Below are 23,927 nucleotides of genomic sequence, written 5' to 3' on the forward strand. Positions count from 1 at the left end.
AGTTCTGTCATGAAGACCGTCAACCACTGGATCGGTGGCAAGACCGTCGAGGGCGCGTCCGGCAACCACGGCCCGGTCACCGACCCGGCCACCGGCGCCGTCACCACGCAGGTCGCGCTCGCCTCCCTCGAAGAGGTCGACGCCGCGGTCGCCGCCGCCAAGGACGCCTACGCCACCTGGGGCACGTCCTCGCTGGCCACCCGCACCGCGATCCTCTTCCGCTACCGCGCGCTGCTGGACGCCCACCGCGACGAGATCGCCGCGCTGATCACCGCCGAGCACGGCAAGGTGCACTCGGACGCGCTGGGCGAGGTCGCCCGCGGTCTGGAGATCGTCGAGCTGGCCTGCGGCATCACCACCCAGCTCAAGGGCGAGCTGTCCACCCAGGTCTCCAGCCGGGTCGACGTGTCCGCGATCCGCCAGTCGCTCGGTGTCGTCGCCGGTATCACCCCGTTCAACTTCCCGGCCATGGTGCCGATGTGGATGTTCCCGCTCGCCATCGCCTGCGGAAACACCTTTGTGCTCAAGCCCAGCGAGAAGGACCCGTCGGCCGCCAACCTGCTGGCCGAGCTGGCCTCCGAGGCCGGTCTGCCGGACGGTGTGCTGAACGTCCTGCACGGTGACAAGGTCGCCGTCGACGGGCTCCTCGCCCACCCCGACGTGGCCGCGGTCTCCTTCGTGGGCTCCACCCCGATCGCCCGCTACATCCACACGACCGCCACGGCCAACGGCAAGCGCGTCCAGGCGCTCGGCGGTGCGAAGAACCACATGCTGGTGCTGCCGGACGCGGACCTCGACGCCGCGGCCGACGCCGCCGTCTCCGCCGCGTACGGCTCCGCCGGTGAGCGCTGCATGGCGATCTCCGCGGTCGTCGCGGTGGGCTCCATCGCCGACGAGCTCGTCGCCAAGATCAAGGAGCGCGCCGAGAAGATCAAGATCGGCCCCGGCAACGACCCGACGTCCGAGATGGGCCCGCTGATCACCGCCGCCCACCGCGACAAGGTCGCCTCCTACGTCACGGGCGCGGCCGCCCAGGGCGCCGACGTCGTGCTCGACGGCACGGGCTTCACGGTCGAGGGCTTCGAGGACGGACACTGGATCGGCCTCTCCCTCCTCGACAACGTCTCCACCGACTCGGACGCGTACAAGGACGAGATCTTCGGCCCGGTCCTGTGCGTCCTGCGGACCGAGACCTACGAGGAGGGCGTCGCCCTCATGAACGCCTCGCCGTTCGGCAACGGCACCGCGATCTTCACCCGCGACGGCGGTGCCGCCCGCCGCTTCCAGATGGAGATCGAGGCCGGCATGGTCGGCGTCAACGTGCCGATCCCGGTGCCGGTCGGCTACCACTCCTTCGGTGGCTGGAAGGACTCCCTCTTCGGCGACCACCACATCTACGGCAACGACGGCGTGCACTTCTACACCCGCGGCAAGGTCGTCACCACCCGCTGGCCGGACCCGGCCGACGCCCCGGCGGGCGTGGACCTGGGCTTCCCCCGCAACCACTGACCCCGTAGGGCCCCTGGCCCCACCCGACGGCCCGTACGGACGCTGTGTCCGTACGGGCCGTCGCCATGTCCGCGGCGCCCCCGCGCTGACGTGTCGCTGACGGCGCGGGCACATGGCCGTACCGCCGTTCCGACGGCGCTGGACTGCCCTCGTGCTCGTCGACTGGAATGGATCCGGCACCCACGAAACGCGGTACGGGGGGCTCTTGCGGAGGCTCGACGTGGTGGAGGCGATGGCAGTGAGTGCGGTGGACGAACGCCCTACGGGGCCCGAGACGGTGGGCGCCACCACGGTCGTGGAGGACCTGCTCGATCTCGCCCGGTCCGAGCGGCGGCAGGCCTTGGAGGATCTCGTCGTCGCCGAGTTCAAGGTCGCGCTGCTCATGGAGGACGATGACGAACTTCCCATGGACGAGAGCTACTTCGACCTGGGGCTCACCTCGCTGACGATTACCGATCTGAAGCAGGGCCTGGAGTCGATGATCGGGCACGAGCTCAGCGCGAACCTGCTGTTCAACAGCCCCACCGTGGGTCAGCTGATGGACCACATCTGCGACGAGCTGCTCCCCGGCCTGTTCCGCCCCGCGCGCGCGTCCGCGCCCGGCGACGGAACCACGTCCGGCGCCGCCCCCGGCCCCCGCGCCGCCGCCCCCGCCGACTCCTCGGCGGACGATCTGGTCGACGAAGCCCTCAAGAACCTCTACCAGGGACAGGGGTAGCAGCCATGGCAGACCTGGACGACGCGACCACCGCCGACGCCCTGGTGCAGGCCAGGGAGGATCTGCGCAGGCAGCGTGAGCTCCTGAAGGAGCTGCTGCGGGAGAAGTACGAACCGATCGCGATCGTGGGCGTCGGCCTGCGCTTTCCCGGCGGGAACAACTCCCTGGAGGAGTTCACCGAGTTCCTGCGTGAGGGACGCAGCGCCATCGGCCCGCTCCCGAAGGACCGCTGGGACGTCGAGGCATACGCCTCCGGTGAGGGCCGCGGCGTCATCCGGACCACGGGCGGCGGCTTCCTCGACGGCCTCGAACGGTTCGACCCCAAGTTCTTCAGGACGGCCCCGGCCGAGGCGCACTGCCTGGATCCGCAGCAGCGGCTGGTGCTGGAGACGGCGTGGGAGTCCCTCGAACACGCGGGGATCGATCCGACCGCGCTGCGGCACGGAAACGGCGGCATCTACGTGGGCGCCAGCTCCCTCGACTACGTGATGGAGATGGACGAGCTTCCCGACGACGAGCTGGACGGCCGGATCGCGGCCGGGGTCTCGCACTCGGGCATCTGCGGCAGACTCTCCTACTTCCTCGGCTGGCGCGGTCCCTCCATCACCGTGGACACCGCCTGCTCCGCCTCCCTCGTCGCACTCCACCTCGCCGCCCAGGGACTGCGCCGCCGCGAGTGCGACATCGCCCTGGCCGGCGGGGTCAACGCCATCCACCACCCCCGGAGCACCGCGCTCTTCTCCGATCTGACCGCACTCTCGCCCGACGGCCTCTGCAAGACCTTCGACGACGCGGCCGACGGCTACGGCCGGGCCGAGGGCTGCGGCATGATCGTGCTGAAGCGGCTCTCGGACGCCCGGCGCGACGGCGACACCGTCCTGGCGCTCGTCCGTGGCAGCGCCGTCGGGCAGGACGGGGAGAGCGCCGGGCTCACCGTGCCCAACGGCGCGGCGCAGGAGACCCTGTTGCGGCGGGCGCTCAGCAGCGCCCGGCTGGAGCCCGGCGACATCCAGTACGTGGAGGCGCACGGCACCGGAACCCCTCTCGGGGACCCGATCGAGATCGGTGCGATCAGCGAGGTCTTCGCCGACTCGCACAGCAGGAACGATCCGGTGATCGTCGGCTCGTCCAAGACCAACCTCGGACACATGGAGCCGGCCGCGGGGATCGGCGGAGTCATCAAGGCCGTCGCCCAGCTGCGCAGCGGCGAGATCTTCCCGCACCTCAACTTCGAGAAGCCGTCGTCACGCATTCCCTGGGAGGTGTCCCCGGTCGAGATCCCGACGGAGACCCGCCCCTGGACGTCCGGCACCCGTCGCGCGATGGTCAATTCCTTCGGCTTCGCCGGAACTCTGGCCTCCGCGATCCTCGAAGAGGCGCCCGCCGAGACGGATGCCCCCGCCCGGGAGCAGGTGGACCCGACCGGGGACGCGAGCCGTGAGGCGGACGGGCGGTCCGGGGACGCGAGCCGTGAGGCGGACGGGCGTCCCGCCGACGCCGGCCGGGAGAGCGGTCATGTCTTCACACTGTCCGCGAAGTCGGCCCGCTCCCTCGCCCTGCAGATCGAGCGCTACCGGCGGCTGCTGGCCGACCGGCCCGACCTGCCCGTCGACGCCGTCTGCTACACCGGCAACACCGGTCGTGCCCACTTCGACCACCGGATCGCCGGAGTCGTCCGCGACCACGCCGGTCTCTCCGCGCTGCTCGCCGACCGGGCCGCCAGGCCCACGGCCGACAGGCCGGAGGCCGTACGCAAGGCGGTCTTCCTGTTCACCGGGCAGGGCGCGCAGCACCCGGGCATGGGCCTCGCCCTGTACGGCCGCCACCCGCTGTTCCGCCGGACCGTCGACGAGCTGGACGAGCTGTTCGCCCCTCATCTGGGCCGTTCCATCAGGGAGTTGATGTTCGGCCGCACCGAGGACGCCGAGGAGCTGCATCGCACCCGGTACACCCAGCCCGCCCTGTTCGTCCTGGAGTACGCGCTGGCGCGGCTGTGGCTCTCCTGGGGCGTGCGGCCCTCCGCAGTCATAGGACACAGCATCGGCGAGGTGGTCGCGGCGACCGTCGCCGGACTCTTCTCCGTGGCCGACGCGGTCCGGCTGGTGGCGGTCCGGGCCCGGCTGATGGACTCGGTCACCGCGCCCGGCGGCATGGCGGCCGTCGGGGCCCCCGCCGACACGGTGAACGCCCTGGTGGAGCCGTACGAGGACCTCGCCGTCGCCGCGTACAACGCACCCACGCAGTGCGTCGTCTCGGGAGGCGCCGCCTCGCTCGACGCGGCGACCGCCGAGCTGACCGTCAAGGGCGTCCGGGTCAAGCGGCTGCCCGTCTCGCACGCCTTCCACTCGCCGTTGATGGACGCGGTCACCGAGGAGTTCCGGGCGGCCTTCGACGACATCGTCTTCCACGAGCCCGAGCTCACCCTGATCTCCAACCTCACGGGCCAGGTGGCGCGGTGGCGGGACATCTCCAAGCCCGACTACTGGGTCCGGCACATCGCCGAACCGGTGGACTTCGCGGCCGGGATGCGCACCGTGGCCCGGCGCGGCAGGCACGCGTACATCGAGATCGGGCCGTCCGCCACGCTGTCCTCGCTGGCCCGGGAGAACCTCGACGCCCCGGGCGACACCTGGCTGCCCAGCCTGCGCCCGGCCCAGCAGGACGACCTGGCGCTGCTGTCGTCGGTCGCCAAGCTGTACGCCGCCGGATACCCGGTGTCCTGGACCGGCTTCCACTCGGAGCGGCGGATGCGGCGGGTGGTGCTGCCGGGCTACGCCTTCGACCGCCAGGAGTACTGGCTCCGGTCGGCGAACCCGCGCCGCTTCTCGCCGGGGGCCGGAGCGGACGCCCGGCCGAGCGCCGCACCGGACGCCCCGGCGACCGGGCCCGTCGCCACCGCCCCGGCGGAGCTGGACACCGGACGGCTGCTCTCCATGGGCCAGGACGAACGGCTCGCCGCCCTCACCGGCCACATCCGCGCGCTGATGGCCGCCGAGCTCCAGTTCGACGACCCCGCGGAGATCGAGCCCGGCGCGCACTTCCTCGACCTCGGCCTGGATTCGCTGGCCGCCGCCCGGCTCAGCGGGCAGCTGGGCACGGCCCTGGGCCGCAGGACCACGGTGTCCGAGGTCATGGACCACCCCAGCGCACGCTCCCTGGCCGAGTTCGCCGAGCAACGGCTGACCTCGGACTGAACCCCGCGCCGCACCCGGCCGGGCAGCAACCTTCCGATCAGCCGGACCTGTTGATGGAGAGACCATGGACGAGGCCACGCCAGAGACACTCGCCGCCATCCCCGGACACCACGCCGCCGTCCGGCCCGATCATGTCGCCATGATCCACCTCGGCACCGAGGTGACCTACGCCGAACTCGACCGTGAGAGCAACCGTGCCGCGCACGCCCTGCTCGCCGCGGGGCTCGCCCCCGGCGACCGGGTCGCGTTCCTCGGCATGGAGTCGCAGTACTACTACGAGATCGCCTTCGCCTGCGCCAAGAGCGGCACCGTCCTGGTACCGGTCAACTGGCGGCTCACCGAGAGCGAGGTCGAGCACCAGCTGCGCGACTCCTGCGCCCGGCTGCTCTTCGTGGAGGAGGAGTACCGCGCCACCGCCGAGCAGATCGAGGCCGAACTGCCGGAGCTGAAGGCGATCGTCGGCATGGATGTCCAGGGACGGCGCGGCGCCGGCTACGCGGACTGGAAGTCCGCCTTCCCGGACACCGGCACCGGCTATCGCCCCGATCCCGCCCAGCCCGTCGCCCAGATGTACACGAGCGGCACCACCGGGCCGCCGAAGGGCGTGGTCCTGCCCCACCGGAGCTTCTTCGCGCTGGGCCGTGCCATGGACGACAACGGCCTGGACTGGGTGGACTGGAAACCCGGCGACAGGAGCCTGATCGGGCTGCCGGGACTGCACATCGCCGGGCTGTCCTGGTCCATGCAGGGCTTCACCGCCGGCGTGACGAACGTGATCATGCGGATGTTCGTCGCGCAGGAAGCGGTCGCACTGATCAGGGACGTGGGCGTCACCACCACGTTCGTCGCCCCGGCCATGCTCCAGATGATGCTGGCCGAGCCCGCCGCGTCCAAGGAGACCTTCGCGACACTGCGCAAGGCGGTCTACGGCGGATCGCCGATCGCGGAGGAATTGCTGGTCCGCTCCCTCGACGTGCTGGGGGCCGATCTGGTGCAGGCCTACGCCGCCACCGAGACGGGCAACGCGGTGGCCCTGCTGCCGATGCCCGACCACGTGCCGGGAAGCCCCCGGCTGCGTGCCGCCGGGCGTGCGTGCCCGGGGGTGGAGATACGGATCGTCGCCGACGGCAGGACCTGTGCGACGGGGGAGACCGGCGAGGTGTGGGTGCGGTCGGCCGCGGTCATGCTGGGCTACTGGAACCTGCCGGAGGCCACCGCGCGTACCCTGACGGACGGATGGCTGCGGATGGGCGACGCCGGATACCTCGACGAGGACGGCTACCTCTATCTCTGCGACCGGATCAAGGACACGATCATCGTCGCCGGGGAGAACGTCTACCCCGGCGAGGTGGAGGAGGCGCTCGGCAAGCACCCCGCGGTGGCCGAGGTGGCGGTCATCGGTGCCCCGCACCCTCGTTGGGGCGAGGCGGTGCATGCCTGCGTGGTGCTGAACGAGGGCATGCGGGCGACCCCGAGGGAACTGATGCTCTCCCTGAAGGGGCGGATCGCCGACTTCAAGATCCCCGTCCGGTACGACTTCCTGGACGGCCTGCCCCGCAACTCGACCGGCAAGGTGCTCCGCCGCGAACTGCGTGACCGGTTCTGGGCCGGGCGGGCCAGCAAGATCCACTGATGGCTGAGGCCGACGGCGGTGCCGACGCCGAAACCGGCACCGGAGCGGCATCGGCTGCCGCACCGGCCTCGGCGCCGGCACCGAGACCGGTACCGGCGCCGAGACCGGTACCGATGTCAGCCCCGGCGCGGGCCCGCCGCGCCGCGCCGCAGCCGGCGCGCCAGATCCGCGGCCACCGCCATGGCCTGCTCGTAGATGTAGAAGTGGCCGCCCGGAAGCTCGTTGAGCCCCAGGAACGCGTCCGCCCGGTCCGCCCACGCGCCCATGGCGCCCCCGCCCAGGAGCGGGTCCGACGCCCCGCCGTAGGCGACCACGGGGCAGTCGACCCGTGCACGGTCGTCCGTGTATCCGTTGACCACGGTGAAATCGGCGCGCAGCGTGGGGAGTACGAGGTCGAGCAGTTCGCGGTTCCCGGTGACCTCCGGCGGCAGGCCACCGAACTCCTCGACGCGGGAGAGGAATTCCTCGTCGGAGAGCCGGTCGACGGGCACCGGGCTCGGCCGGTGGGCGCTCCCCTCCCATCCGGAGACCGCGAGCAGAGCGGGGGCGGGTGCACCGTCCTTCTGCAGCGCGAGGGTCAACCGGTAGGCGATCAGCGCGCCCATGCTGTGCCCGAAGAACGCGAAGCGACGTCCGTCGAGGTCGTCCTCCAGGGCCTCGTAGACGGCCTCGACGAGGTCGTCCAGATCGGTGAACGCGGGGGTGGCGCGACGGTTCTGCCGACCGGGCAACTGGACCGCCGCGACCTCCACGTCGTCCGGCAGCATCTGCGCCCAGCGGGCGTACGTCGCGGCCGACCCGCCCGCGTGGTGGAACACGTACAGCCGGCACGCCGCGTCGGGCCGTGCCCGGCCGGTGTGGAACCAAGCGGCGCCGAGCCCCGCGTTCTCCTGGACCATCTGCCCCTCCCGCGCTTGTGCCGCGACGGACGGGGACCTTGCCGCCACCGCCGCCTCGCGTCCGTACCACTCGACGCTAGGCAGCGGGCCGTGGCCGGAACAATTACCTGGCAGGTAATCGACACCCTCTCCGCCGCGCGCGGAAGGTGGGGGACTCGTACTGGTTCGAGCGTGGGGAAGAGCGCTGTGAACGACGCCAACACCGCACCACCGAAAGCGGACCGCGCCACCGCCGGCGGCGCCGGCTCCCTGGCACTGCCGGTGATCCTGGCCGGAACCTTCATGGTCGTGCTCGACTTCTTCATCGTGAATGTCGCGATCCCGGCGGTGCAGGGCGAGCTCGGCGCGAGTACGGCCCAGGTCCAGCTGATCGTGGCCGGATACGGGCTGGCGTACGCCTGCGGCCTGATCACGGCGGGACGGCTGGGTGACATCTTCGGCCGACGCCGTCTGTACGTCATCGGGCTGCTGCTGTTCACGGTGGCCTCGCTGGTGTGCGGGATCGCCCCCGACGCCCCGGTGCTGGTGCTCGCCAGGGTCGCCCAGGGCATCGGGGCCGCGGTGCTCTCGCCGCAGGTGCTGACCATTCTCGGGGTCACGTACACCGGAGCCTCCCGCGCTCGGGCGTTCACGGCGTACGGCCTGGTCCTGGCCTCGGCCTCGGTCGGCGGCCAGCTGATAGGCGGGGCGCTGATCGAGGCCGATGTCGCCGGGCTGGGCTGGCGCAGCTGCTTCCTGATCAACGTGCCGATCGGGGTCGCCGCCCTGCTGCTGACCCCGAAGCAGATCTCGGAGTCACGCGCGGAGGGGGCCAGCCGGCTCGACATCCCCGGGATGGTGCTGGTCACCCTGGGGCTTGCGGCCGTGGTGCTGCCGCTGGTCGAAGGCCGGGAGGCGGGCTGGCCGGCCTGGACCTGGGTGTGCCTGATCCTCGCCGTGCCGTTCCTCGGCGCCTTCCTGCTGCATCAGCGACGGCTGTCGGCGAGCGGTGGCTCGCCCCTGCTGGATCCGGGGCTCTTCCGGCAGCGTGCGTTCACCGTCGGACTGCTCGCGGTGATCGTCTTCTATTCGGGGATGGCCTCGTTCTTCCTCGTCCTCGCGCTGTATCTGCAGCAGGGCCGCGGCCTGAGCGCACTGGACTCCGGTCTCACCTTCACGGTCATGGGCGTCGGATTCTTCGTCACGTCCGTCTCCGGGCGGCGGCTCGGCGCATGGCTGGGGCGACAGGCCCTGGCCCTCGGCGGCGTGCTCATCGCGGTCGGCCAGCTGCTGCTCTTCCTCACGGTCTCCCGCATCGGCGTCGAGGGGAACATCTGGCTGCTCACCCCGGCCCTGCTGCTCGACGGAGCGGGGATGGGCATGGTGATGGCACCGCTCAACTCGACGGTCCTGGCCGGTATTCCGCCGCGCCTGGCCGGTGCGGCCTCCGGGGTTCTGACCACGATGATGCAGGTGGGCAACGCGCTGGGCGTCGCGCTGATCGGCATCATCTACTACGGCAGCGTCGACGCCGCCCCGGCGAGCGCCGCGGACGGGCTGGACGCCGGGCTGGTGTACCTGGCCGCCCTCGCGCTCGTCCTGGTCGTCGCCATCCAGCTGCTGCCGGGAAGGCCCGCGCCCGCGAAGCCTTCCGAGCGCACGGGGGTCGAGGAGACCGTCTGAGCGCACGGTGGCCGGGAAGACCTTCCCGAGGGCTGTCCCGAAACCCCTGGCGCGCCGATCCGCCAGGGATCACGGGACAGCCCTCGGGCTCGCCCCGTCCGCACGCGGACCCGGGCCCGCCGAGCGCACCCGCACACCCCGACTCGTACCCGTCGGGCGCGCCCCCGGCCGCGGGTGTGCTCAACGGCCGGTCGGCAGCAGGGGACACCCCTCCGGAACCGCCGCACGCAGATGTTCGCTCCAGTGGTGGGAGTGGAGCGTGGCGGCCGTGTGCCTGTCGGCGGGATAGAACGTCTCTATGGTCAGCTCGGCCAGTGTGGCGTCGGCGGGTGCCACGAAGGCGGTCACGGCACTGAAGAATCTCAACTCGGTCCCGAGCGCGCGGATGTGCAGCGGAATCGCGACGTGGTGGGCCTCCGCGGGATCGGGGGTGCTGGGCTCCGGCCCCAGCAGACCCGACGGGTAGCGGTAGGCGCGGACCTCCTCGTACAGGGAACCGAGCCGCTCGTCGTCGGTGAACGCGGCATCGCGCCGCAGCCGGGAGAGCAGATGCCGGCGCCACTCGGCGAAGTTGGTGATCCGCCGCGCCATACCCATCGGATGCAGCCCGAGCCGCACGACGTTGACGGGCGGCAGCAGCAGCTCCTCGGCGACACCGTCCAGCAGCGCCATCGCCGACCTGTTGGCTCGGCACAGATCCGAAACGGTGTCGAAGACCAGCGCGGGGTACGGCTCGTGGCCGGTGAGGAGCCGTTCGACGGCCTCATTGGCTCGATCCATGTGGGACTCGCCGAGCGGAGTCTCCTCGTAGGTGGGCGCATATCCGGCGGCCATGATCAAACGGTTGCGCTGACGCACGGGCACGTCCAACTGGTCGCAGAGCCGCAGGAGCAGTTCGCGACTCGGCCTGGCGCGGCCGGTCTCTATGAAGCTCAGATGACGGCTGGATGTCTCCGCCATCAGGGCGAGCGCCATTTGGCTCAGATTGCGGCGGTGGCGCCACTCCCGGAGCATGGGGCCGATTCGATTGGGCTTCGTGTGTCCGCTGGGCATCGTGTGTCCGCGCATTTGTCCATGGTAGGCAGCCCGACTTCCCCCTTCCCGGCCCGTCCGTGAGCTGTAATAAACTTTGGCCGGAATGATTCGCCCATGGCCGCAGGGCTTTTAATCGCCTGCCGCGATGTTGTTCTCCCCGTAAATAAACGGCGAATCGACGATAAGAATCCGGACTGTCCTGATCTCGGACGTGTGGCCTCGGGCCCGTCCAGTATCCGGATGGGTCAGTCGACCGTCAGGGCCGTATCAGTGCGCCCTGCCAGAATCGCCGACGTGCCGAGTCGCGCAGCTTTCGGCCACTTCCGTGTTTCCGCAGCCTTTGTCTCCGCAGCGTCGAGCATCCAGCACCTCGGAAGGAAGACGTCGAATCGTGGAATCTCCCACAGGGACCTTCGGACAAGTCGCCACGAGTGGTTCGCGACCGCCCCGGCCCGTGTTCCTCAGCTACGACTCGTATATCGCCGGACATGAGGTGCCAGCGGAAAGACACGTGTACACGGTGAAGACGTCGTCGATTCTTGACGACGTCTTCAGGAGCCTGACACTCAAACGGAAACTGGAGCGTGGTAAAGCCGATCCCGCGGACGCGGCGGACTTTGTCGTGGGACGCTGCGCGCTGGCCGACGACCGCACGGTCGAAGAGGCGTCCCGCGAAGCGGCCGAGGCGGCTCCGGTGTGGGCGCGGTTTCCGCTGGAACGGCGTCTCGCGCTGGGCCGGGGAATCCGCGAACGGCTGCTCCGCCACCACCTGGAGTTCGTCGATCTGCTCATCGCCGAAGGAAACCCCAGGGCGCTCGCCGAATGGCAGGTGGCCGGTCTGCTGGAGATCTTCAGCGAGGAGACCCTCGGCTGGTGCGCCCGGCAGATGGAGCAGAGCATCGAGCACGCCGGCAGGCGGATGACCGTACGGCGTGTGGCGGACGGCGTGGTCGCCGTCAACCCGCCGCAGAACGCTCCCGCCAGCAGTGCCCTGTTCGGGATCACCCCGCTGATCGCCGGCAACGCCGTGGTCGTGCGGGCCCCGCGCAGCGCGCCGCTCGGCGTCATGTACGCGATGCGTGAGCTGGTCGCCCCGGCGCTCGACGACATCGGCGCGCCCCCGGGCACGCTCAACGTCTTCTGCTCCCGCCCCGGACCGGCCATCAGGAGCTGGCTGGAGAGCCCGCACGTCAACGACATCTTCTACACCGGGGGCGTGACCACCGGCCTGGAGCTGGAGCGGGACTGCGTCGCGCACGGCAAGAAGCCCGTCCTCGAACTCGCGGGCAACGACGCCGTGCTGATCTGGCACGACGCCGATCTCGAAGCCGCCTGCGAGGCACTCGTCGAGTGCTTCTTCGGCTCGGGGCAGATCTGCATGGTGCCCAACCAGGTGATCGTGCACCCCGCCGTCGCCGAGCAACTGCTGGAACGCCTGCGGCTGACCGCGTCACTGATCCGCCCGGGACTGCCCGAGGACCCCGGCGCGCTGCTCTCCCCCGTACTGCGCAGCGAGCGCTTCTACGCCTACGTCCAGGACGCACTGGACAAGGGCGCCACCCTGATCCACGGCGCCCGCCGGATGGAGACCGACGGCACGCCCTCCGACACGGGCCTCTTCCTGGAACCGACCGTCCTGCGGGTGGACGGCCTCGAGAACTGCCGGGACATCGAGGCGGTCGCCGAGGAGACGTTCTTCCCGCTGCTGCCGGTCATCGTGCCCGAGCAGGCCCCCGACGGCGAGCTGCTCGACCGGATGCTCGCCTATGTCAACAGCAACCCCTACGGGCTCCGCAACTCGCTGTGGACCAAGGACGAGGCCGTCGCCGACCGCTTCGTGGACGAGGTCTCCAACGGCGGTCTGCTCAAGGTCAACGACTCGCACATCGGCTTCCTGCCCTATCTGCCGACGCACGGCGGCACCGGACGTACCGGCGGCGCCTTCGGCGAGGCCAACTACCCGATGCTGCGCACCACTCATCTGCAGGGCGTCTCCCGCGCCACCGGGGTAAGGCCGCGCGAGGCGGTGTTCGGAGCGTACGCCGAGCTCGCCGGGATGCGTCCGGGACCGGTGCCGACCGCCACCCCGGAAAACAACTCTGAGGAGCAGTAATGCAGTTCATGCAAGCCGACCGCGAAACCTGTGACGCGCTGCTGCCCGGCCTGCTGGACCGGCTGGCCGAAGTCCCCTTCGCCGAACTGGAGTCGGGCGACAGTCCCGCCGTCGGGATCTTCCGCGACCACGGCGGGTCCAATCTGCTGGTGCCCGCCGCGTTCGGCGGGGCGGACGCCACCGCGCTCCAGGCGGCCCGGGTGGTGCGCGCCCTGGGCGCCGCGGCTCCCTCCCTCTCCGTGGCGACGGCCATGCACCACTTCTCGATCGGCACGCTCTTCGGTGTCGCCGACACCTTCGCCGACGGCACGGACCTCGACGAACTGCTGCTGAAGCGGGTCTCCCAGGAACGCCTGCTGGTGGCCTCGGCCTTCGCCGAGGGCCGTACCGAACAGGGGATCCTCAGCCCCACCATGGAAGCCCGGCCGGTGGACGGCGGGTATCTGCTGACCGGCTCCAAGAAGCCGTGCAGCCTGTCGAAGTCCATGGATCTGATCACCGCGAGCGTCGGGATGCGCCGGCCGGACGGCTCGGTCGACATGGGCTTTCTGATCCTGCCCGCCGACACCCCCGGCATCAGCGTGCACCCCTTCTGGAAGACCAGCGCGCTGCAGGGCACCGAGAGCAACGAGGTGCGTCTGACCGATGTGTTCGTGACCGATCGGCAGATCCTCCAGCCGCCGGCCGAACTGGCCGAGGAGCTCAGCGAGCTCCAGGAGATCGGACTGATCTGGTTCCAGATGATCGTGTGTGCCGCCTACACCGGCATGGCCAGCTCCCTGGTCGACCGGGTGCTCAAGCGCGGACGCGGCTCCGCCGCCGACCGCGGGGCGCTCGCCGTCGGCATCGAGACCGCGGCCGCGCTCACCGAGGGACTGGCTCGGCGCGTCATGGACGGCGACACCGACAACGACGGGCTCGCGGCCGCGCTGGTCACCCGGTTCGGCGTGCAGAAGCTGATCGCCGAGATCACCTCACAGGCCGTGGAGATGCTCGGCGGCATGGCCTTCATCTCCTCCTCCGACATCGCCTACCTCGCCGCGGCGACCCACGCGATCGCCTTCCACCCGCCGTCGCGCACCAGCACCGTCGACGGCCTGCTCGACTACTACGCCGGCCAGCCGCTGGTCGTGGCATGACACCGGGAGCGTCCACGATGACCACCACGTACACCGACACCGCGCCGGCCCCCGCCAAGGACCCGTACGCCGACCTCGTCACCCGCTACCGCCGCTTCCTGAGCAAGGGCCGCGCCTCGCTCGGCGAGATGTTCGGCGGCGATGTGGAGGTCGCCGCCGAAGGCCCCTGGATCCACACCGCGTCCGGGAGCCGCATCCTCAACTGCGGGGGATACGGCGTCTTCCTGATGGGCGCCCGGCACCCCCGGGTCGTCGCCGAGGTGACCCGGCAGCTCAACGCCAACCCGGTCGCCACCCGGCTGCTCCTCGAACCCGCCGTCGTCGACGCGGCCGAGGCACTGATCGACGTCGTTCCCGCCGGGCTGCAGAAGGTGCACTTCGCGGGATCAGGCGCGGAGGCGGTGGAAGGCGCCATCAAGCTGGCGCGCGCCCAGGGCCGCAGCCATCTGATCTCCATGGACCTCGGCTACCACGGCAAGACCATGGGCGCCCTCAGCCTCACCGCGAAGGACGTCTTCCAGGAGCCGTTCCGGCCCTTGCTGCCGCAGGTCTCGCACGTGCCCTACGGCGACGCGACCGCCCTGGAGGCCGAGCTGGCACGCCACCCGGGAGAGGGCTGCGTCATCGTCGAGCCGGTGCAGGGCGAGGCCGGTGTGATCGTGCCGCCCGAGGGCTATCTGCGGGACGTCGCCCGGCTCTGCCGCGAGTACGGCGCACTCTTCGTGCTCGACGAGATCCAGACCGGACTCGGCCGCCTGGGCACCTGGTGGGGCGCCGACCGGGAGGGCGTCGTGCCGGACATCCTCCTGGTGGGCAAGGGACTGGCCGGCGGTGTGGTGCCGGTCTCGGCGGTGGTGGCCACCCCCGAGGCGTTCCGGCCCTTCGACAAGGACCCGTTCATCCACACCTCGACCTTCTCCGGCAACCCGCTCGCGATGGCCGCCGCCCGTGGAGCGCTCGCCGCCATCAAGGAGGACTCCCTGGTCGAGCGGTCCGACGAGCTGGGACGGCTGCTGCTGACCGAGCTGGAGCGGATCGCCCGCGAGGTGCTCGGCCACCGGCTGCTCGAAGTACGCGGAGCGGGCCTGCTCATCGGTCTGGAGTTCACCGTGCCCGGACTGGCCGGGGACCTGCTCCTGGAGCTGATCGGCGCCGGCGTCCTCGCCAACCACTCGCTCAACTCCTCCACCGTCATGCGGCTGACCCCACCGGCGGTGCTCAGCCAGGACGACGTGCAGTTCCTCCTCGACGCCTTCGAGAAGGCCGCCCGCGCCGTCATCGCCTGAGCCACCGGACCGTACGGCCGCCCTTCCCCCTCCGACAACTGGAGCAGAATCACCGTGAGAAGCATTCACCTCCTGGTGGCCCTGGACACCGAGAACCCCTCGGCGGCCTTCGAGACCATCGCGGACTTCACCCGCTTCGCGGACATCGCGGAGGACATCCACGTCGTCGAAACCCATCAGGCCACCGCCCCCGACGCACCCCGCGACAGCGACTGGGAGGTCAACTTCCGGCGCGGCATCATGCGCTGGAACGAGGCGGAGATCCTCGACCCCGAGAAGCTGAGGATCGAATTCGACCAGACCGACGGAGACTTCGAGGAGTTCCGGGGAAGCTGGCAGCTCACCCCGGCCGGCTCCGGCATCGAGGTCCGCTTCGAGGTCACCTACGACTTCGGCATCGAGAGCCTCGTGGGAATCATGGACCCCATCGCCGAACGCGTGATCAAGCGGGCCATCTGCTCCGTGCTCGAAGGGCTCTTCGGTTCCATCACGGTGCTGGAGGGCGGCGAGGCGCTCACCGATCTGCCCGGTCCCGCCCCGGAACCGGCCCACTCGCTCTCCGCCCGGGGAGGCGCCTGATGGATGCGCTGAACCGCTTCGACACCAGGACCACCTACCGGCTGATCCGGCTCGAATACCTCTTCGCCCTCGGTGTCAGCTTCTACTTCTTCTTCCGGCACCTGGGCGACATCCGCTGGTGGCCCTTCGCCCTGCTCTTCGTCTACATCGACCTGATCGGCTACATCCCCGGCGCCATCGCCTATCACCGCAGCAAGACCAAGCGGATACCGAAGGCGTACTACGTGCTGTACAACACCATGCACAGCATGGCGACCCAGGGCGCCGTCGCCCTGCTGTGGATCCTGCTGATCGGCAACGAGTGGGCGCTGCTCGCCCTCCCCATCCATCTGTGCGGCGACCGGGCCCTGTTCGGCAATTTCCTGAAGCCGTTCGGCGTCAGCTTCGAGCCCGTCGTCCATCCGCAGTTCGCCGCGCTGGAAGCTGCGGTGGAGCAGGGACCGGGACGGCCGCCGGCCTCCGCCCCCGCCCCGGCTCCCGCCCGTCAGTCCGCCACCTCATGAGCTCGCCGATCGGCACGGCGCACCGGCCGGTCGTCGAGACCACGGTGTGGAGTGCGGCCCGGAGGTTCCCCACCGGGGTGTCGGTGGTGACCGTGGGCAGCGGGGACGCGGTGCACGGCAGCACGGTCAGCGCGTTCTCCTTCGTCTCCCACGAACCTCCGCTGATCTCCGTCTGCCTGCAGAACGACAGTTCGCTGCTCCCGCGCATCACGCAGCACCGCGACTTCACCGTCAATGTGCTCGCCGCCCACCAGTCCGCGCTGGCCCGGCACTTCGCCAGCCGCTCCAAGAGTCCGGGACGCGCCCAGTTCCAAGGGGTGCAGTGGACGCCGGGCGAGGGCGGTGTGCCGAGGCTGCGGTCCGCCCTGAGCTGGCTGCACTGCCGGGTGCACGAATGCGTTCCGGCCGGGGACCACATGGTCGTGCTGGCCACCGTGACGGCCTGCGCGGCCGAGAGCGACGGGGCCCCACTGCTGTACTTCGCCGGGCATCTTCACCCCGGTCACATCCGGATCGAGGAGGAAACCACATGACCACGCAGATTCCCGCCGAGGCGGACTGGGACCAGGCCCCCGGGCTGCTCGAGGGCGCCATGGACCTGGAACTCACCGCTGCGGACTGCAACCTCCGCTACTGGCTGCAGGCCGTACCGCAGGGCACGCTGCGAGGCCGGCCGGACGGACACGACCCCGCGCTCACCGTCGCCCCGTACATGCTGGAGGGGCCGTTCTTCGAGGCCATCACCCAGGAGTACGCCTTCCGGGCACTGGCCGAGGAGAAGGCCACCCGGGTGCTGTCGTACCTGGTCCCGATCGCGCCGGACAACGACACCATGGAGTTCTACGCCACCCAGGTGCTGGACGAGTGCCGGCACGCCATGGTCTTCCGCAACCACCTGCTGGCACTGGGCATCGCCCCCGAGCGGCTGGTCGAGGCCGTCGACACCTTCGCCTCGCCGTACAAGGACAGCGTGCTCGGGCCGCTGGAGCAGCGCAGCCTGGAGATCATGCGTGACGACCGCGACTTCATCGGCGGCGTGGTGATGATGACCATCATCCTGGAGGGCGCCCTCGCCCCCGCCGCCGAACTGAGCGAGCGCAAATGGCGTCCCCTCGACCCGGCGGCGGCGGAGATCGACAAGGGCGCGGGCATCGACGAGATCCGTCATCTGACGGTCGGGGCGGACATCGCGCGCCGTCATCTGGTCGACCACCCGCAGGACAAGGACCGGGTCGTCGAACTCATCCGCCGCGGCATGGACATGTGGGAGGAGCTCCCCACCCACGACATGGTGCACTGGCGCGAGGAGAGGTTCCAGGAGGGGCTGAGCCGCCACGGTGACGTGGTGGGCGACTACGAGATCTGGCCGGGCCGGCGGCTGATCGACACCACCCCGCAGGAGCGGCAGGACACCGCCGACCAGTGGTCCGACGACATGAAGGCCAAGCGCCTGAAGTACATGGGGCTGGAAGAGGCCCTCGCATGACGGGCCCGGCCGCGGCCGGGCGGCCGACCGGACCCGCCGCGGTGCTGTGCGGGCTCGGTGCCTGGCTGCCGCCCCGAGTGGTGACCAACGAGGAGCTCGTCACCCGGCTGGACACCTCGGACGAGTGGATCCGGACCCGTACCGGCATCCGGCAGCGGCATGTGATCGAGCCCGGGATGTCGACCGGTTCGCTCGCCGTCGAGGCCGGGGCCAGGGCCCTGAAGTCGGCGCAGCAGGAATCCGTCGGCGCGGTGGTCCTGGCCACCACCACCCCGGACCGCCCGTGCCCGGCGACCGCCCCGGAGGTGGCCGCGCGGCTCGGTCTGGACGGCGTCCCGGCCTTCGACATCGGGGCCGTCTGCGCCGGATTCGTCTACGCACTGGCGACCGGGGCGGGCCTGATCGCCTCCGGTACCGCGGACGACGTCCTGGTGATCGGCGCGGACGCCTACTCGACACTGCTCGATCCCCAGGACCGCACCACCGGTCCGATCTTCGGGGACGGTGCCGGAGCCGTCGTGCTGCGCCGGGGCGAGGCGGACGAGCCGGGCGCGCTCGGCGCGTTCGACCTGGGCACCGACGGGCACCTCTCCGATCTGATCGAGGTGCCGGCCGGAGGTTCGCGCCAGCGCAGCAGCGGGGTACCGGCCGGTCCCCGTGACCACTACTTCGCCATGCAGGGCAAGCAGGTGTTCCGGCACGCGGTGCTGCGGATGACCGGTTCCGTGCGAAAGGTCGTCGACCGGGCCGGCTGGACCGTGCGGGACCTCGACCGGCTCGCCGCCCATCAGGCCAACTCCCGCATTCTCGACGCGCTCACCGAACAGCTCGGGCTGCCGGGCGAACGCGCCCTGTCCAACATCGACCGGGTCGGCAACACCGCGGCGGCGTCCGTCCCGCTGCTGCTCGCCGACTCGGTGGCCGACGGCACCCTGCGCGCCGGCCACTCGGTGGTGCTCACCTCCTTCGGAGGCGGCCTCGCCTGGGGCTCCACCACGCTGCGCTGGCCGCAGCTGGACGCCGTCTGACGGCAGGCACGACCGCACCGCCCCACCACCCGACCCGTCCCACCCCCCGTGCGTACTAAGGAGACAGAGATGCCCAGCGTTCTCGACCGGATCACCGAGGTTCTCGTCAGCCGGTTCGGAGTCGAGCCGGAGGAGGTCACCGAGGACACCACGATGCGCGATCTCGACCTGGACTCGCTGGCCCTGGTCGAATTCGCCCTGGTAGCCGGCGGTGAGTTCGGCATACAGATCGACGACGAGGAGGTCGGCGCCGAATCGTCGGTCAAGGACCTGATCGCCCTCATCGACAGCAAGAGCGCCGTGCTGTGATCTCCGACCGCGACAGCGCCCGGGCCCGTGACATCGCGGTCACCGGCCTCGGCCTGGCGACTCCCGCGGGTATCGGGGTGGCGGAGAACTGGGCGCGGGTCCTGGACGCCGAACCGACCGCGGTCCGCGATCCCGGTCTGGCGGGCCTGCCGGTCGACTTCAGCTGCCGCGCCGCCGACTTCGACCCGGTGGCCCACTTCGGCAAGCGGCGGGCCTGGCGGCTCGACCGCTATGTGCAACTGGCCCTGATCGCCGCGGCGGAGGCCGTCCACGAGAGCGGGCTGGACCCCGCCGACTGGGACGGAGCCCGGGTCGGTGTGGTCCTCGGCAACGCCCTCGGCGGCACCGCCACCTTCGAGCAGCAGGTCCGCACCCTCGACCGGCAGGGACCGGTCTCGGTCTCGCCGATGCTGGTGCCGATGTCCGCGGTCAACATGGTGTCCGGATACGCGGCCATGGAGTTCGGCGCCCTCGGCCCCAACCTGGTCACCGCCACGGCATGCGCCTCGGGCGCCACCGCCATCGGTACGGCGCGGGACCTGCTGCGGTCCGGCACCTGCGACGTGGTGATCACGGGAGGCACCGAGGCGAGCCTGACCCCGACGGTGCTGACCGGGTTCGCCCGGATGGGAGCACTCTCCAGGCGGAGCGACGATCCGGCCGCGGCCTCCCGCCCGTTCGACACCGACCGGGACGGATTCGTGGCGGCGGAGGGCGCGGGGGTGCTGGTGCTGGAGCGGGAGGCCGACGCCCGCGCCCGCGGCGCCCGGGTTCGGGCCCGGCTGAGCGGGTACGGGGCGTCGGCCGACGCGCATCACGCCACCGCCCCCGACCCCGAGGGGCGCGGCGCCGAACGCGCGATCCGCACGGCACTGCGCGACGCGGGGGTGGCCCCGGACGAGGTCGACCACGTGAACGCGCACGGCACCTCGACCCCGCTCAACGACCTCACCGAGGCCCGGGTGCTGAAACGCGTGCTCGGGGCGCGCCCCGCGGTGACCTCGTCCAAGGGCGTGACCGGGCACTCGCTCGGCGCCGCGGGAGCCATCGAGGCGGCGCTCACCGTCCTCGCCCTGGAACAGGGGACCGTGCCGCCCACCGCCAACCTCGACAGCGTCGACCCCGCCATCGAGGTCGACATCGTGGCGAAGGCGCCCCGGGCCCTGCCGATCGGAGTCGCGCTGAGCAACTCCTTCGGATTCGGGGGACAGAACGCCGTGCTCGTGTTCACCGCGGCCTGACCGCGGCGCCATTCGGCTCGACATGAAGGAGAACGCTCATGCCTGCCCGACAGGACTCGCTGACCATCTCGCCGACAGGCTCCTTCGAGGAGCTGTCCGAACAGGTCAAGCAGGCCGGGCTGATGGATCCCCGGAAGGACTACTTCACCTTCAAGATAATCTCCAACCTCGTTCTGTTCGGGGCCTGCTGGGCGGCCCTGTTCTGGTTCGGCGACACCTGGTGGCAGTTGGTGACGGCGGTCGTGCTGGGACTGGCCTTCGTCCAGACCGGCTTCATCGCGCACGACACGGGCCACAAGCAGATCAGCAAGGCCAAGGTGCCCTCCGAGGTGCTGGGTGCCATCCACATGAATCTGCTGATGGGCACCGCGTACGGCTGGTGGATCAACCACCACAACCGGCACCACAGCAACCCCAACAACCTCGACCGTGACCCGGACACGATGCGCCGTCAGGTCATCTTCGACGTGGACGAGATGCCGGCGAAGGCGACGAGCGGCTTCCGGCGGTTCGTCATCCGCTTCCAGTCGGTGATGTTCTTCGTGCTGCTGGGGCAGGAGGCCTGGCGGTTGCACGCGTCGGGCTTCAAGGCGGCGCGTGCGGGCGGGCTGCGCCGGCCCGTCCTGGAGCTCGGGCTGATCGGTGTGCACGCCGTGGTCTGCCTGGCCGCCGTGTTCACCGTGCTGTCACCACTGACCGGCGTGGTGTTCGTGCTCCTCAACCAGGCGGTGTTCGGTCTGTATCTGGGAGCCGTCTTCGCCCCGAACCACAAGGGCATGGTGGTCTACCGCAGCGATGTCCAGCTCGACTGGCTCCACCGTCAGGTGCTGACGTCGCGGAACATCCGGTCCAGCCGGCTGACCGACTTCATGTATGGCGGGCTGAACTACCAGATCGAGCATCACCTGTTCCCCGCCATGCCCCGTGTCAATCTTCGGCATGTGCGGCCGATGGTCATCGACTACTGTGCGGAGCACTCCATCCCGTACCGCGAGGTGTCGGTCTGGGCGTCCTACCGCGAGGTGGCCGCCTTCCTCGGGAAGGTGAGCGACGAGGCCCGCAACGGCGCGGAACCGCAGGCTGCGTGAGTGTCACGGCCGGGTCCGACGGTGCCGGACCGCGCGTCGCCGCGCGGCATCGGGTGCCGCCGGGCCCGTGTGCCGGATGGTACGCGGACGTCCCGCCGTACCGGCCGACACACAGGTATTCTTGGCTGTTTTTTTGCACACCGCGCTGAGAATGGGTTTTATCACGACCCCGGTGCGGCGTCAATTACTGAGTGGGTAATGGACTTTGCCAATTGGCCTCCTGCACAGTTGGTCGAGCGAGGGGCATGCTCGATTTACATTCGACGAGTGGCGGCCCTTCCCGACGGTCAACGGACGATTGGACGCGGGGGGATTCGTGACATTCAGGGTTCTTGGCTCAGTTGGAATAACAAGCGGAACCGGCCTGACCGCTTTACGGGGTGCCCGTCAGTGCACACTGCTCGCGCTGCTGCTCCTGAAGGCGGGTGAGCCGGTGACCAAGGAGCAGTTCTTCGAGGAGCTGTGGGAGGAAGGAATACCGAGTCAGCCCGGAAACGCATTACAGGCCCAGGTGGCCCGGCTGCGGAAGGTGCTCCGCGCGGAGCTCGGCGACGAGTTCGTCTGCCGGCGGCTCATCACCCGCCCGTCCAGCTACGTACTGGACGTCGATCCGCTGGAGGTGGATGTCCACCTCTTCGGCTCCCTGACGAAACAGGCACGCGGGCTGATGCGGAATGATCCGGTCGCCGCGAGGGAGCTGTTCGACCGGGCCCTGTCGCTCTGGCACGGTGCACCGCTGGAGGGCGTCACGGGCGGCCCGATCTGCCAGAGCGCCGCCGCCCAGTTCGAGGAGAACCGGCTCTCGGCCGTGGAGACACGGATTCAGCTCGACATCGCGATCGACGGATATGCGCAGGCCGTGAGCGAGTTGAAGATGCTCGCCTACCTCGCCCCCTGGCGGGAGCGGCTGTTCGAGCTGTTGATGGTGTGCCTCTACCGGCTCGGCCGTCAGGCCGAGGCCATACAGACCTACAACCAGTTGCGCAGCCGCCTGGTCGAGGAGTTCGGGATGGAGCCCTCGCCGAGCGTCAAGAGCTGCATGATGGCGATCCTCAACCAGGACCCGGCGCTGGGCGGCGCCGAACGGCTCGTGGTGGCACGTACCCCGCTGTGCGGTACCGCGGTCGCGTCCTGACCCGACGCCCCGGCACACCGCTCCCCGCTCCACGCACCCCGGAAAGCGATTGTCGATGACGGAGGAATTTCTCGTGACGAAGCCCGACCGGCCCACTTCGCCGGATGCGCCGACGACGGAACTCGACGATGTGCGCGATCTGATGCTGCGCTACCCCGGCGTCGCCCGTGTGCGACTGGAGCGGGCGGCCGCGGGCCGGCTGACCGCGCGCGTCCAGGGCTGGGACAACGCGAATGACCTCTCACCGGCCGGGCCGCTGAGCGAACTCGCCGAGATAAATCCGCACGAAACACGTTTTCTCTACGACGAGATATTCTCCGCCGAATCGTACTTGCAGGGTGGTATCACTCTCCGCGAGGACGCAGTGGTCTTCGACGTGGGCGCGAATATCGGAATGTTCAGCCTCTTCGTCGGTGCCCGTTGCCCCTCGGCCAGGGTTTTCGCCTACGAACCGGTGCCCGATGTCTTCGACGTGCTGCGCAACAACGTCGAGCGGCACGGTGTCTCCGCGCGACTGCTGCCCTTCGGGCTGTCCGACCGTGAGCAGGAGATCGTCTTCAACTTCTATCCGGGCATCTCGATCATGTCGTGCCGCAGTGACTACGCGGACCTGGACAACGAGGTCGACCTGATCAAGCAGTACGTCGCGAACACCCGGGAGACCGGCGCCTCGGGGCGGGACGACCATCTGGCCCAGGTGGAGGCCCTGGTCGCGAAGGACTTCGAACTCACCGAGCGGCGCTGCCGGCTGAGGGCGCTGTCCGATGTGATCGAGGAGACCGGAGTGGAGCGCATCGATCTGCTGAAGATCGATGTGCAGCGGGCGGAGCTGGACGTCCTGCGGGGCGTCGACGACCGCCACTGGTCCTTGATCCAGCAGATCAGCATGGAGGTCCACGACGAGAAGGGCACCCCGACCGAAGGCCGGGTGCAGCTCGTGACGGACCTGCTGACCGCGAACGGTTTCCGGGCCGCCGTGGCCGAGGAGGACCTGCTGCGCGGCACCGGTCGGTACGCCGTCCAGGCGGTTCGCCCCGAGTACGCGGACGATCCCCGGCCGGTGGTGGCCTCGGCCGATTCCGGCAAGCCGCGCCTCGACCCCCGGGCCATCCTCGACTGGCTGACCGAGCGCCGGCCCGCCGGACCGGTTCCGGACGAGATCGTGCTGGTCGACGGTCTGCCGCCGCTGGACTGAGCGACCCGACCCGGGCCGACGCCCGTACATCGTGCAGGGGCCCGCCGGACCGGATCCGGCGGGCCCCTGTTCGCCATGCCCGCGCTGTGCCGTGCCCGTCCACCGGGCCCGCGGTCCGTCGGGCCCGTCGCCCGTCGTGCGCGCCCTCCGTCGTTGCCCGCACGGCCGGGTGCCG

The 23,927-nt window shown here is 70.3% G+C and carries 20 protein-coding genes; 18 read left to right on the top strand and 2 right to left on the bottom strand.

Translation table 11 applies throughout. From position 1 onward, the window contains the following. Positions 1 to 9 precede the first annotated feature (9 nt). From ACIRP2_RS01790 to ACIRP2_RS01805, 4 genes are all read left to right on the top strand, one after another. Complete coding sequence (locus tag ACIRP2_RS01790; protein WP_404245507.1) at positions 10 to 1,509, top strand: CoA-acylating methylmalonate-semialdehyde dehydrogenase; 1,500 nt, start codon at positions 10 to 12, stop codon at positions 1,507 to 1,509. A 232-nt stretch (positions 1,510 to 1,741) separates the two neighbouring features. After that, complete coding sequence (locus ACIRP2_RS01795; RefSeq protein ID WP_404245509.1) at positions 1,742 to 2,227, top strand: acyl carrier protein; 486 nt, start codon at positions 1,742 to 1,744, stop codon at positions 2,225 to 2,227. A gap of 5 nt (positions 2,228 to 2,232) precedes the next feature. After that, a complete protein-coding gene (locus tag ACIRP2_RS01800; protein WP_404245511.1) occupies positions 2,233 to 5,421 on the top strand; it encodes a type I polyketide synthase in 3,189 nt (1,062 codons plus the stop codon). 64 nt (positions 5,422 to 5,485) lie between these two features. Further along, positions 5,486 to 7,054 (top strand): long-chain-fatty-acid--CoA ligase, encoded by a 1,569-nt coding sequence (locus ACIRP2_RS01805; RefSeq protein ID WP_404245513.1) that lies wholly within the window; start codon positions 5,486 to 5,488, stop codon positions 7,052 to 7,054. Between the two features lie 116 nt (positions 7,055 to 7,170). On the opposite strand, the gene ACIRP2_RS01810 is transcribed toward ACIRP2_RS01805, so the two are convergent. After that, positions 7,171 to 7,953 (bottom strand): thioesterase II family protein, encoded by a 783-nt coding sequence (locus tag ACIRP2_RS01810; protein WP_404245515.1) that lies wholly within the window; start codon positions 7,951 to 7,953, stop codon positions 7,171 to 7,173. Positions 7,954 to 8,139: 186 nt separating this feature from the next. Here ACIRP2_RS01810 and ACIRP2_RS01815 point away from each other — a divergent pair, with 186 nt between their 5' ends. Beyond that, the gene (locus ACIRP2_RS01815) at positions 8,140 to 9,615 is read left to right on the top strand and encodes a DHA2 family efflux MFS transporter permease subunit (protein WP_404245517.1); all 1,476 of its coding nucleotides are present in this window, start codon (positions 8,140 to 8,142) and stop codon (positions 9,613 to 9,615) included. Between the two features lie 180 nt (positions 9,616 to 9,795). Here the strand turns inward: ACIRP2_RS01815 and ACIRP2_RS01820 are convergent, their stop codons facing one another. Then, on the bottom strand, positions 9,796 to 10,683 hold the full coding sequence (locus ACIRP2_RS01820; protein ID WP_404245519.1) for a helix-turn-helix domain-containing protein: 888 nt from the start codon (positions 10,681 to 10,683) through the stop codon (positions 9,796 to 9,798). Positions 10,684 to 11,161: 478 nt separating this feature from the next. Here ACIRP2_RS01820 and ACIRP2_RS01825 point away from each other — a divergent pair, with 478 nt between their 5' ends. The 13 genes from ACIRP2_RS01825 (at position 11,162) to ACIRP2_RS01885 (ending at position 23,752) form a co-directional block, all read left to right on the top strand. Next, positions 11,162 to 12,763, top strand: coding sequence for an aldehyde dehydrogenase family protein (locus ACIRP2_RS01825; RefSeq protein ID WP_404245521.1), 1,602 nt, complete (start codon positions 11,162 to 11,164; stop codon positions 12,761 to 12,763). Continuing rightward, positions 12,763 to 13,902, top strand: coding sequence for an acyl-CoA dehydrogenase (locus ACIRP2_RS01830; RefSeq protein WP_404245523.1), 1,140 nt, complete (start codon positions 12,763 to 12,765; stop codon positions 13,900 to 13,902). Before ACIRP2_RS01825 ends, ACIRP2_RS01830 begins: the two co-directional genes overlap by 1 nt. Positions 13,903 to 13,919: 17 nt before the next feature. Continuing rightward, the gene (locus ACIRP2_RS01835) at positions 13,920 to 15,188 is read left to right on the top strand and encodes an aspartate aminotransferase family protein (protein ID WP_404245525.1); all 1,269 of its coding nucleotides are present in this window, start codon (positions 13,920 to 13,922) and stop codon (positions 15,186 to 15,188) included. A gap of 54 nt (positions 15,189 to 15,242) precedes the next feature. Continuing rightward, a complete protein-coding gene (locus tag ACIRP2_RS01840; protein WP_404245527.1) occupies positions 15,243 to 15,767 on the top strand; it encodes an SRPBCC family protein in 525 nt (174 codons plus the stop codon). After that, a complete protein-coding gene (locus ACIRP2_RS01845; protein ID WP_391740939.1) occupies positions 15,767 to 16,270 on the top strand; it encodes a hypothetical protein in 504 nt (167 codons plus the stop codon). The genes ACIRP2_RS01840 and ACIRP2_RS01845 overlap by 1 nt, the downstream gene beginning before the upstream one ends. After that, on the top strand, positions 16,267 to 16,803 hold the full coding sequence (locus tag ACIRP2_RS01850; RefSeq protein ID WP_404245529.1) for a flavin reductase family protein: 537 nt from the start codon (positions 16,267 to 16,269) through the stop codon (positions 16,801 to 16,803). Before ACIRP2_RS01845 ends, ACIRP2_RS01850 begins: the two co-directional genes overlap by 4 nt. Beyond that, positions 16,800 to 17,756: a VlmB-like protein gene (locus ACIRP2_RS01855; RefSeq protein WP_404245531.1), complete on the top strand. Its 957-nt coding sequence runs from the start codon at positions 16,800 to 16,802 to the stop codon at positions 17,754 to 17,756. The genes ACIRP2_RS01850 and ACIRP2_RS01855 overlap by 4 nt, the downstream gene beginning before the upstream one ends. Beyond that, the gene (locus ACIRP2_RS01860; protein ID WP_404245533.1) at positions 17,753 to 18,784 is read left to right on the top strand and encodes a beta-ketoacyl-ACP synthase III; all 1,032 of its coding nucleotides are present in this window, start codon (positions 17,753 to 17,755) and stop codon (positions 18,782 to 18,784) included. The genes ACIRP2_RS01855 and ACIRP2_RS01860 overlap by 4 nt, the downstream gene beginning before the upstream one ends. Positions 18,785 to 18,853: 69 nt before the next feature. Continuing rightward, positions 18,854 to 19,093: an acyl carrier protein gene (locus ACIRP2_RS01865; RefSeq protein ID WP_351080480.1), complete on the top strand. Its 240-nt coding sequence runs from the start codon at positions 18,854 to 18,856 to the stop codon at positions 19,091 to 19,093. After that, on the top strand, positions 19,090 to 20,334 hold the full coding sequence (locus ACIRP2_RS01870) for a beta-ketoacyl-[acyl-carrier-protein] synthase family protein (RefSeq protein ID WP_404245535.1): 1,245 nt from the start codon (positions 19,090 to 19,092) through the stop codon (positions 20,332 to 20,334). The genes ACIRP2_RS01865 and ACIRP2_RS01870 overlap by 4 nt, the downstream gene beginning before the upstream one ends. A gap of 38 nt (positions 20,335 to 20,372) precedes the next feature. Continuing rightward, the gene (locus ACIRP2_RS01875) at positions 20,373 to 21,422 is read left to right on the top strand and encodes a fatty acid desaturase family protein (protein ID WP_376209627.1); all 1,050 of its coding nucleotides are present in this window, start codon (positions 20,373 to 20,375) and stop codon (positions 21,420 to 21,422) included. A 316-nt stretch (positions 21,423 to 21,738) separates the two neighbouring features. Continuing rightward, complete coding sequence (locus ACIRP2_RS01880) at positions 21,739 to 22,557, top strand: BTAD domain-containing putative transcriptional regulator (RefSeq protein ID WP_404245537.1); 819 nt, start codon at positions 21,739 to 21,741, stop codon at positions 22,555 to 22,557. Between the two features lie 73 nt (positions 22,558 to 22,630). After that, positions 22,631 to 23,752: an FkbM family methyltransferase gene (locus tag ACIRP2_RS01885; protein ID WP_404245539.1), complete on the top strand. Its 1,122-nt coding sequence runs from the start codon at positions 22,631 to 22,633 to the stop codon at positions 23,750 to 23,752. The last annotated feature ends 175 nt before the right edge of the window (positions 23,753 to 23,927 follow it).

It is taken from the genome of Streptomyces sp. NPDC101194 (assembly GCF_044767885.1).
In the GTDB taxonomy this organism is placed as follows: Bacteria; Actinomycetota; Actinomycetes; order Streptomycetales; family Streptomycetaceae; genus Streptomyces.

Excerpts from the sequence above, each read along its gene's own strand:
- ACIRP2_RS01790 (WP_404245507.1), top strand. The coding sequence starts at position 10 with ATGAAGACCGTCAACCACTGGATCGGTGGCAAGACCGTCGAGGGCGCG.
- ACIRP2_RS01795 (WP_404245509.1), top strand. The coding sequence starts at position 1,742 with ATGGCAGTGAGTGCGGTGGACGAACGCCCTACGGGGCCCGAGACGGTG.
- ACIRP2_RS01800 (WP_404245511.1), top strand. The coding sequence starts at position 2,233 with ATGGCAGACCTGGACGACGCGACCACCGCCGACGCCCTGGTGCAGGCC.
- ACIRP2_RS01805 (WP_404245513.1), top strand. The coding sequence starts at position 5,486 with ATGGACGAGGCCACGCCAGAGACACTCGCCGCCATCCCCGGACACCAC.
- ACIRP2_RS01810 (WP_404245515.1), bottom strand. The coding sequence starts at position 7,953 with ATGGTCCAGGAGAACGCGGGGCTCGGCGCCGCTTGGTTCCACACCGGC.
- ACIRP2_RS01820 (WP_404245519.1), bottom strand. The coding sequence starts at position 10,683 with ATGCGCGGACACACGATGCCCAGCGGACACACGAAGCCCAATCGAATC.
- ACIRP2_RS01830 (WP_404245523.1), top strand. The coding sequence starts at position 12,763 with ATGCAGTTCATGCAAGCCGACCGCGAAACCTGTGACGCGCTGCTGCCC.
- ACIRP2_RS01835 (WP_404245525.1), top strand. The coding sequence starts at position 13,920 with ATGACCACCACGTACACCGACACCGCGCCGGCCCCCGCCAAGGACCCG.
- ACIRP2_RS01845 (WP_391740939.1), top strand. The coding sequence starts at position 15,767 with ATGGATGCGCTGAACCGCTTCGACACCAGGACCACCTACCGGCTGATC.
- ACIRP2_RS01850 (WP_404245529.1), top strand. The coding sequence starts at position 16,267 with ATGAGCTCGCCGATCGGCACGGCGCACCGGCCGGTCGTCGAGACCACG.
- ACIRP2_RS01855 (WP_404245531.1), top strand. The coding sequence starts at position 16,800 with ATGACCACGCAGATTCCCGCCGAGGCGGACTGGGACCAGGCCCCCGGG.
- ACIRP2_RS01860 (WP_404245533.1), top strand. The coding sequence starts at position 17,753 with ATGACGGGCCCGGCCGCGGCCGGGCGGCCGACCGGACCCGCCGCGGTG.
- ACIRP2_RS01865 (WP_351080480.1), top strand. The coding sequence starts at position 18,854 with ATGCCCAGCGTTCTCGACCGGATCACCGAGGTTCTCGTCAGCCGGTTC.
- ACIRP2_RS01875 (WP_376209627.1), top strand. The coding sequence starts at position 20,373 with ATGCCTGCCCGACAGGACTCGCTGACCATCTCGCCGACAGGCTCCTTC.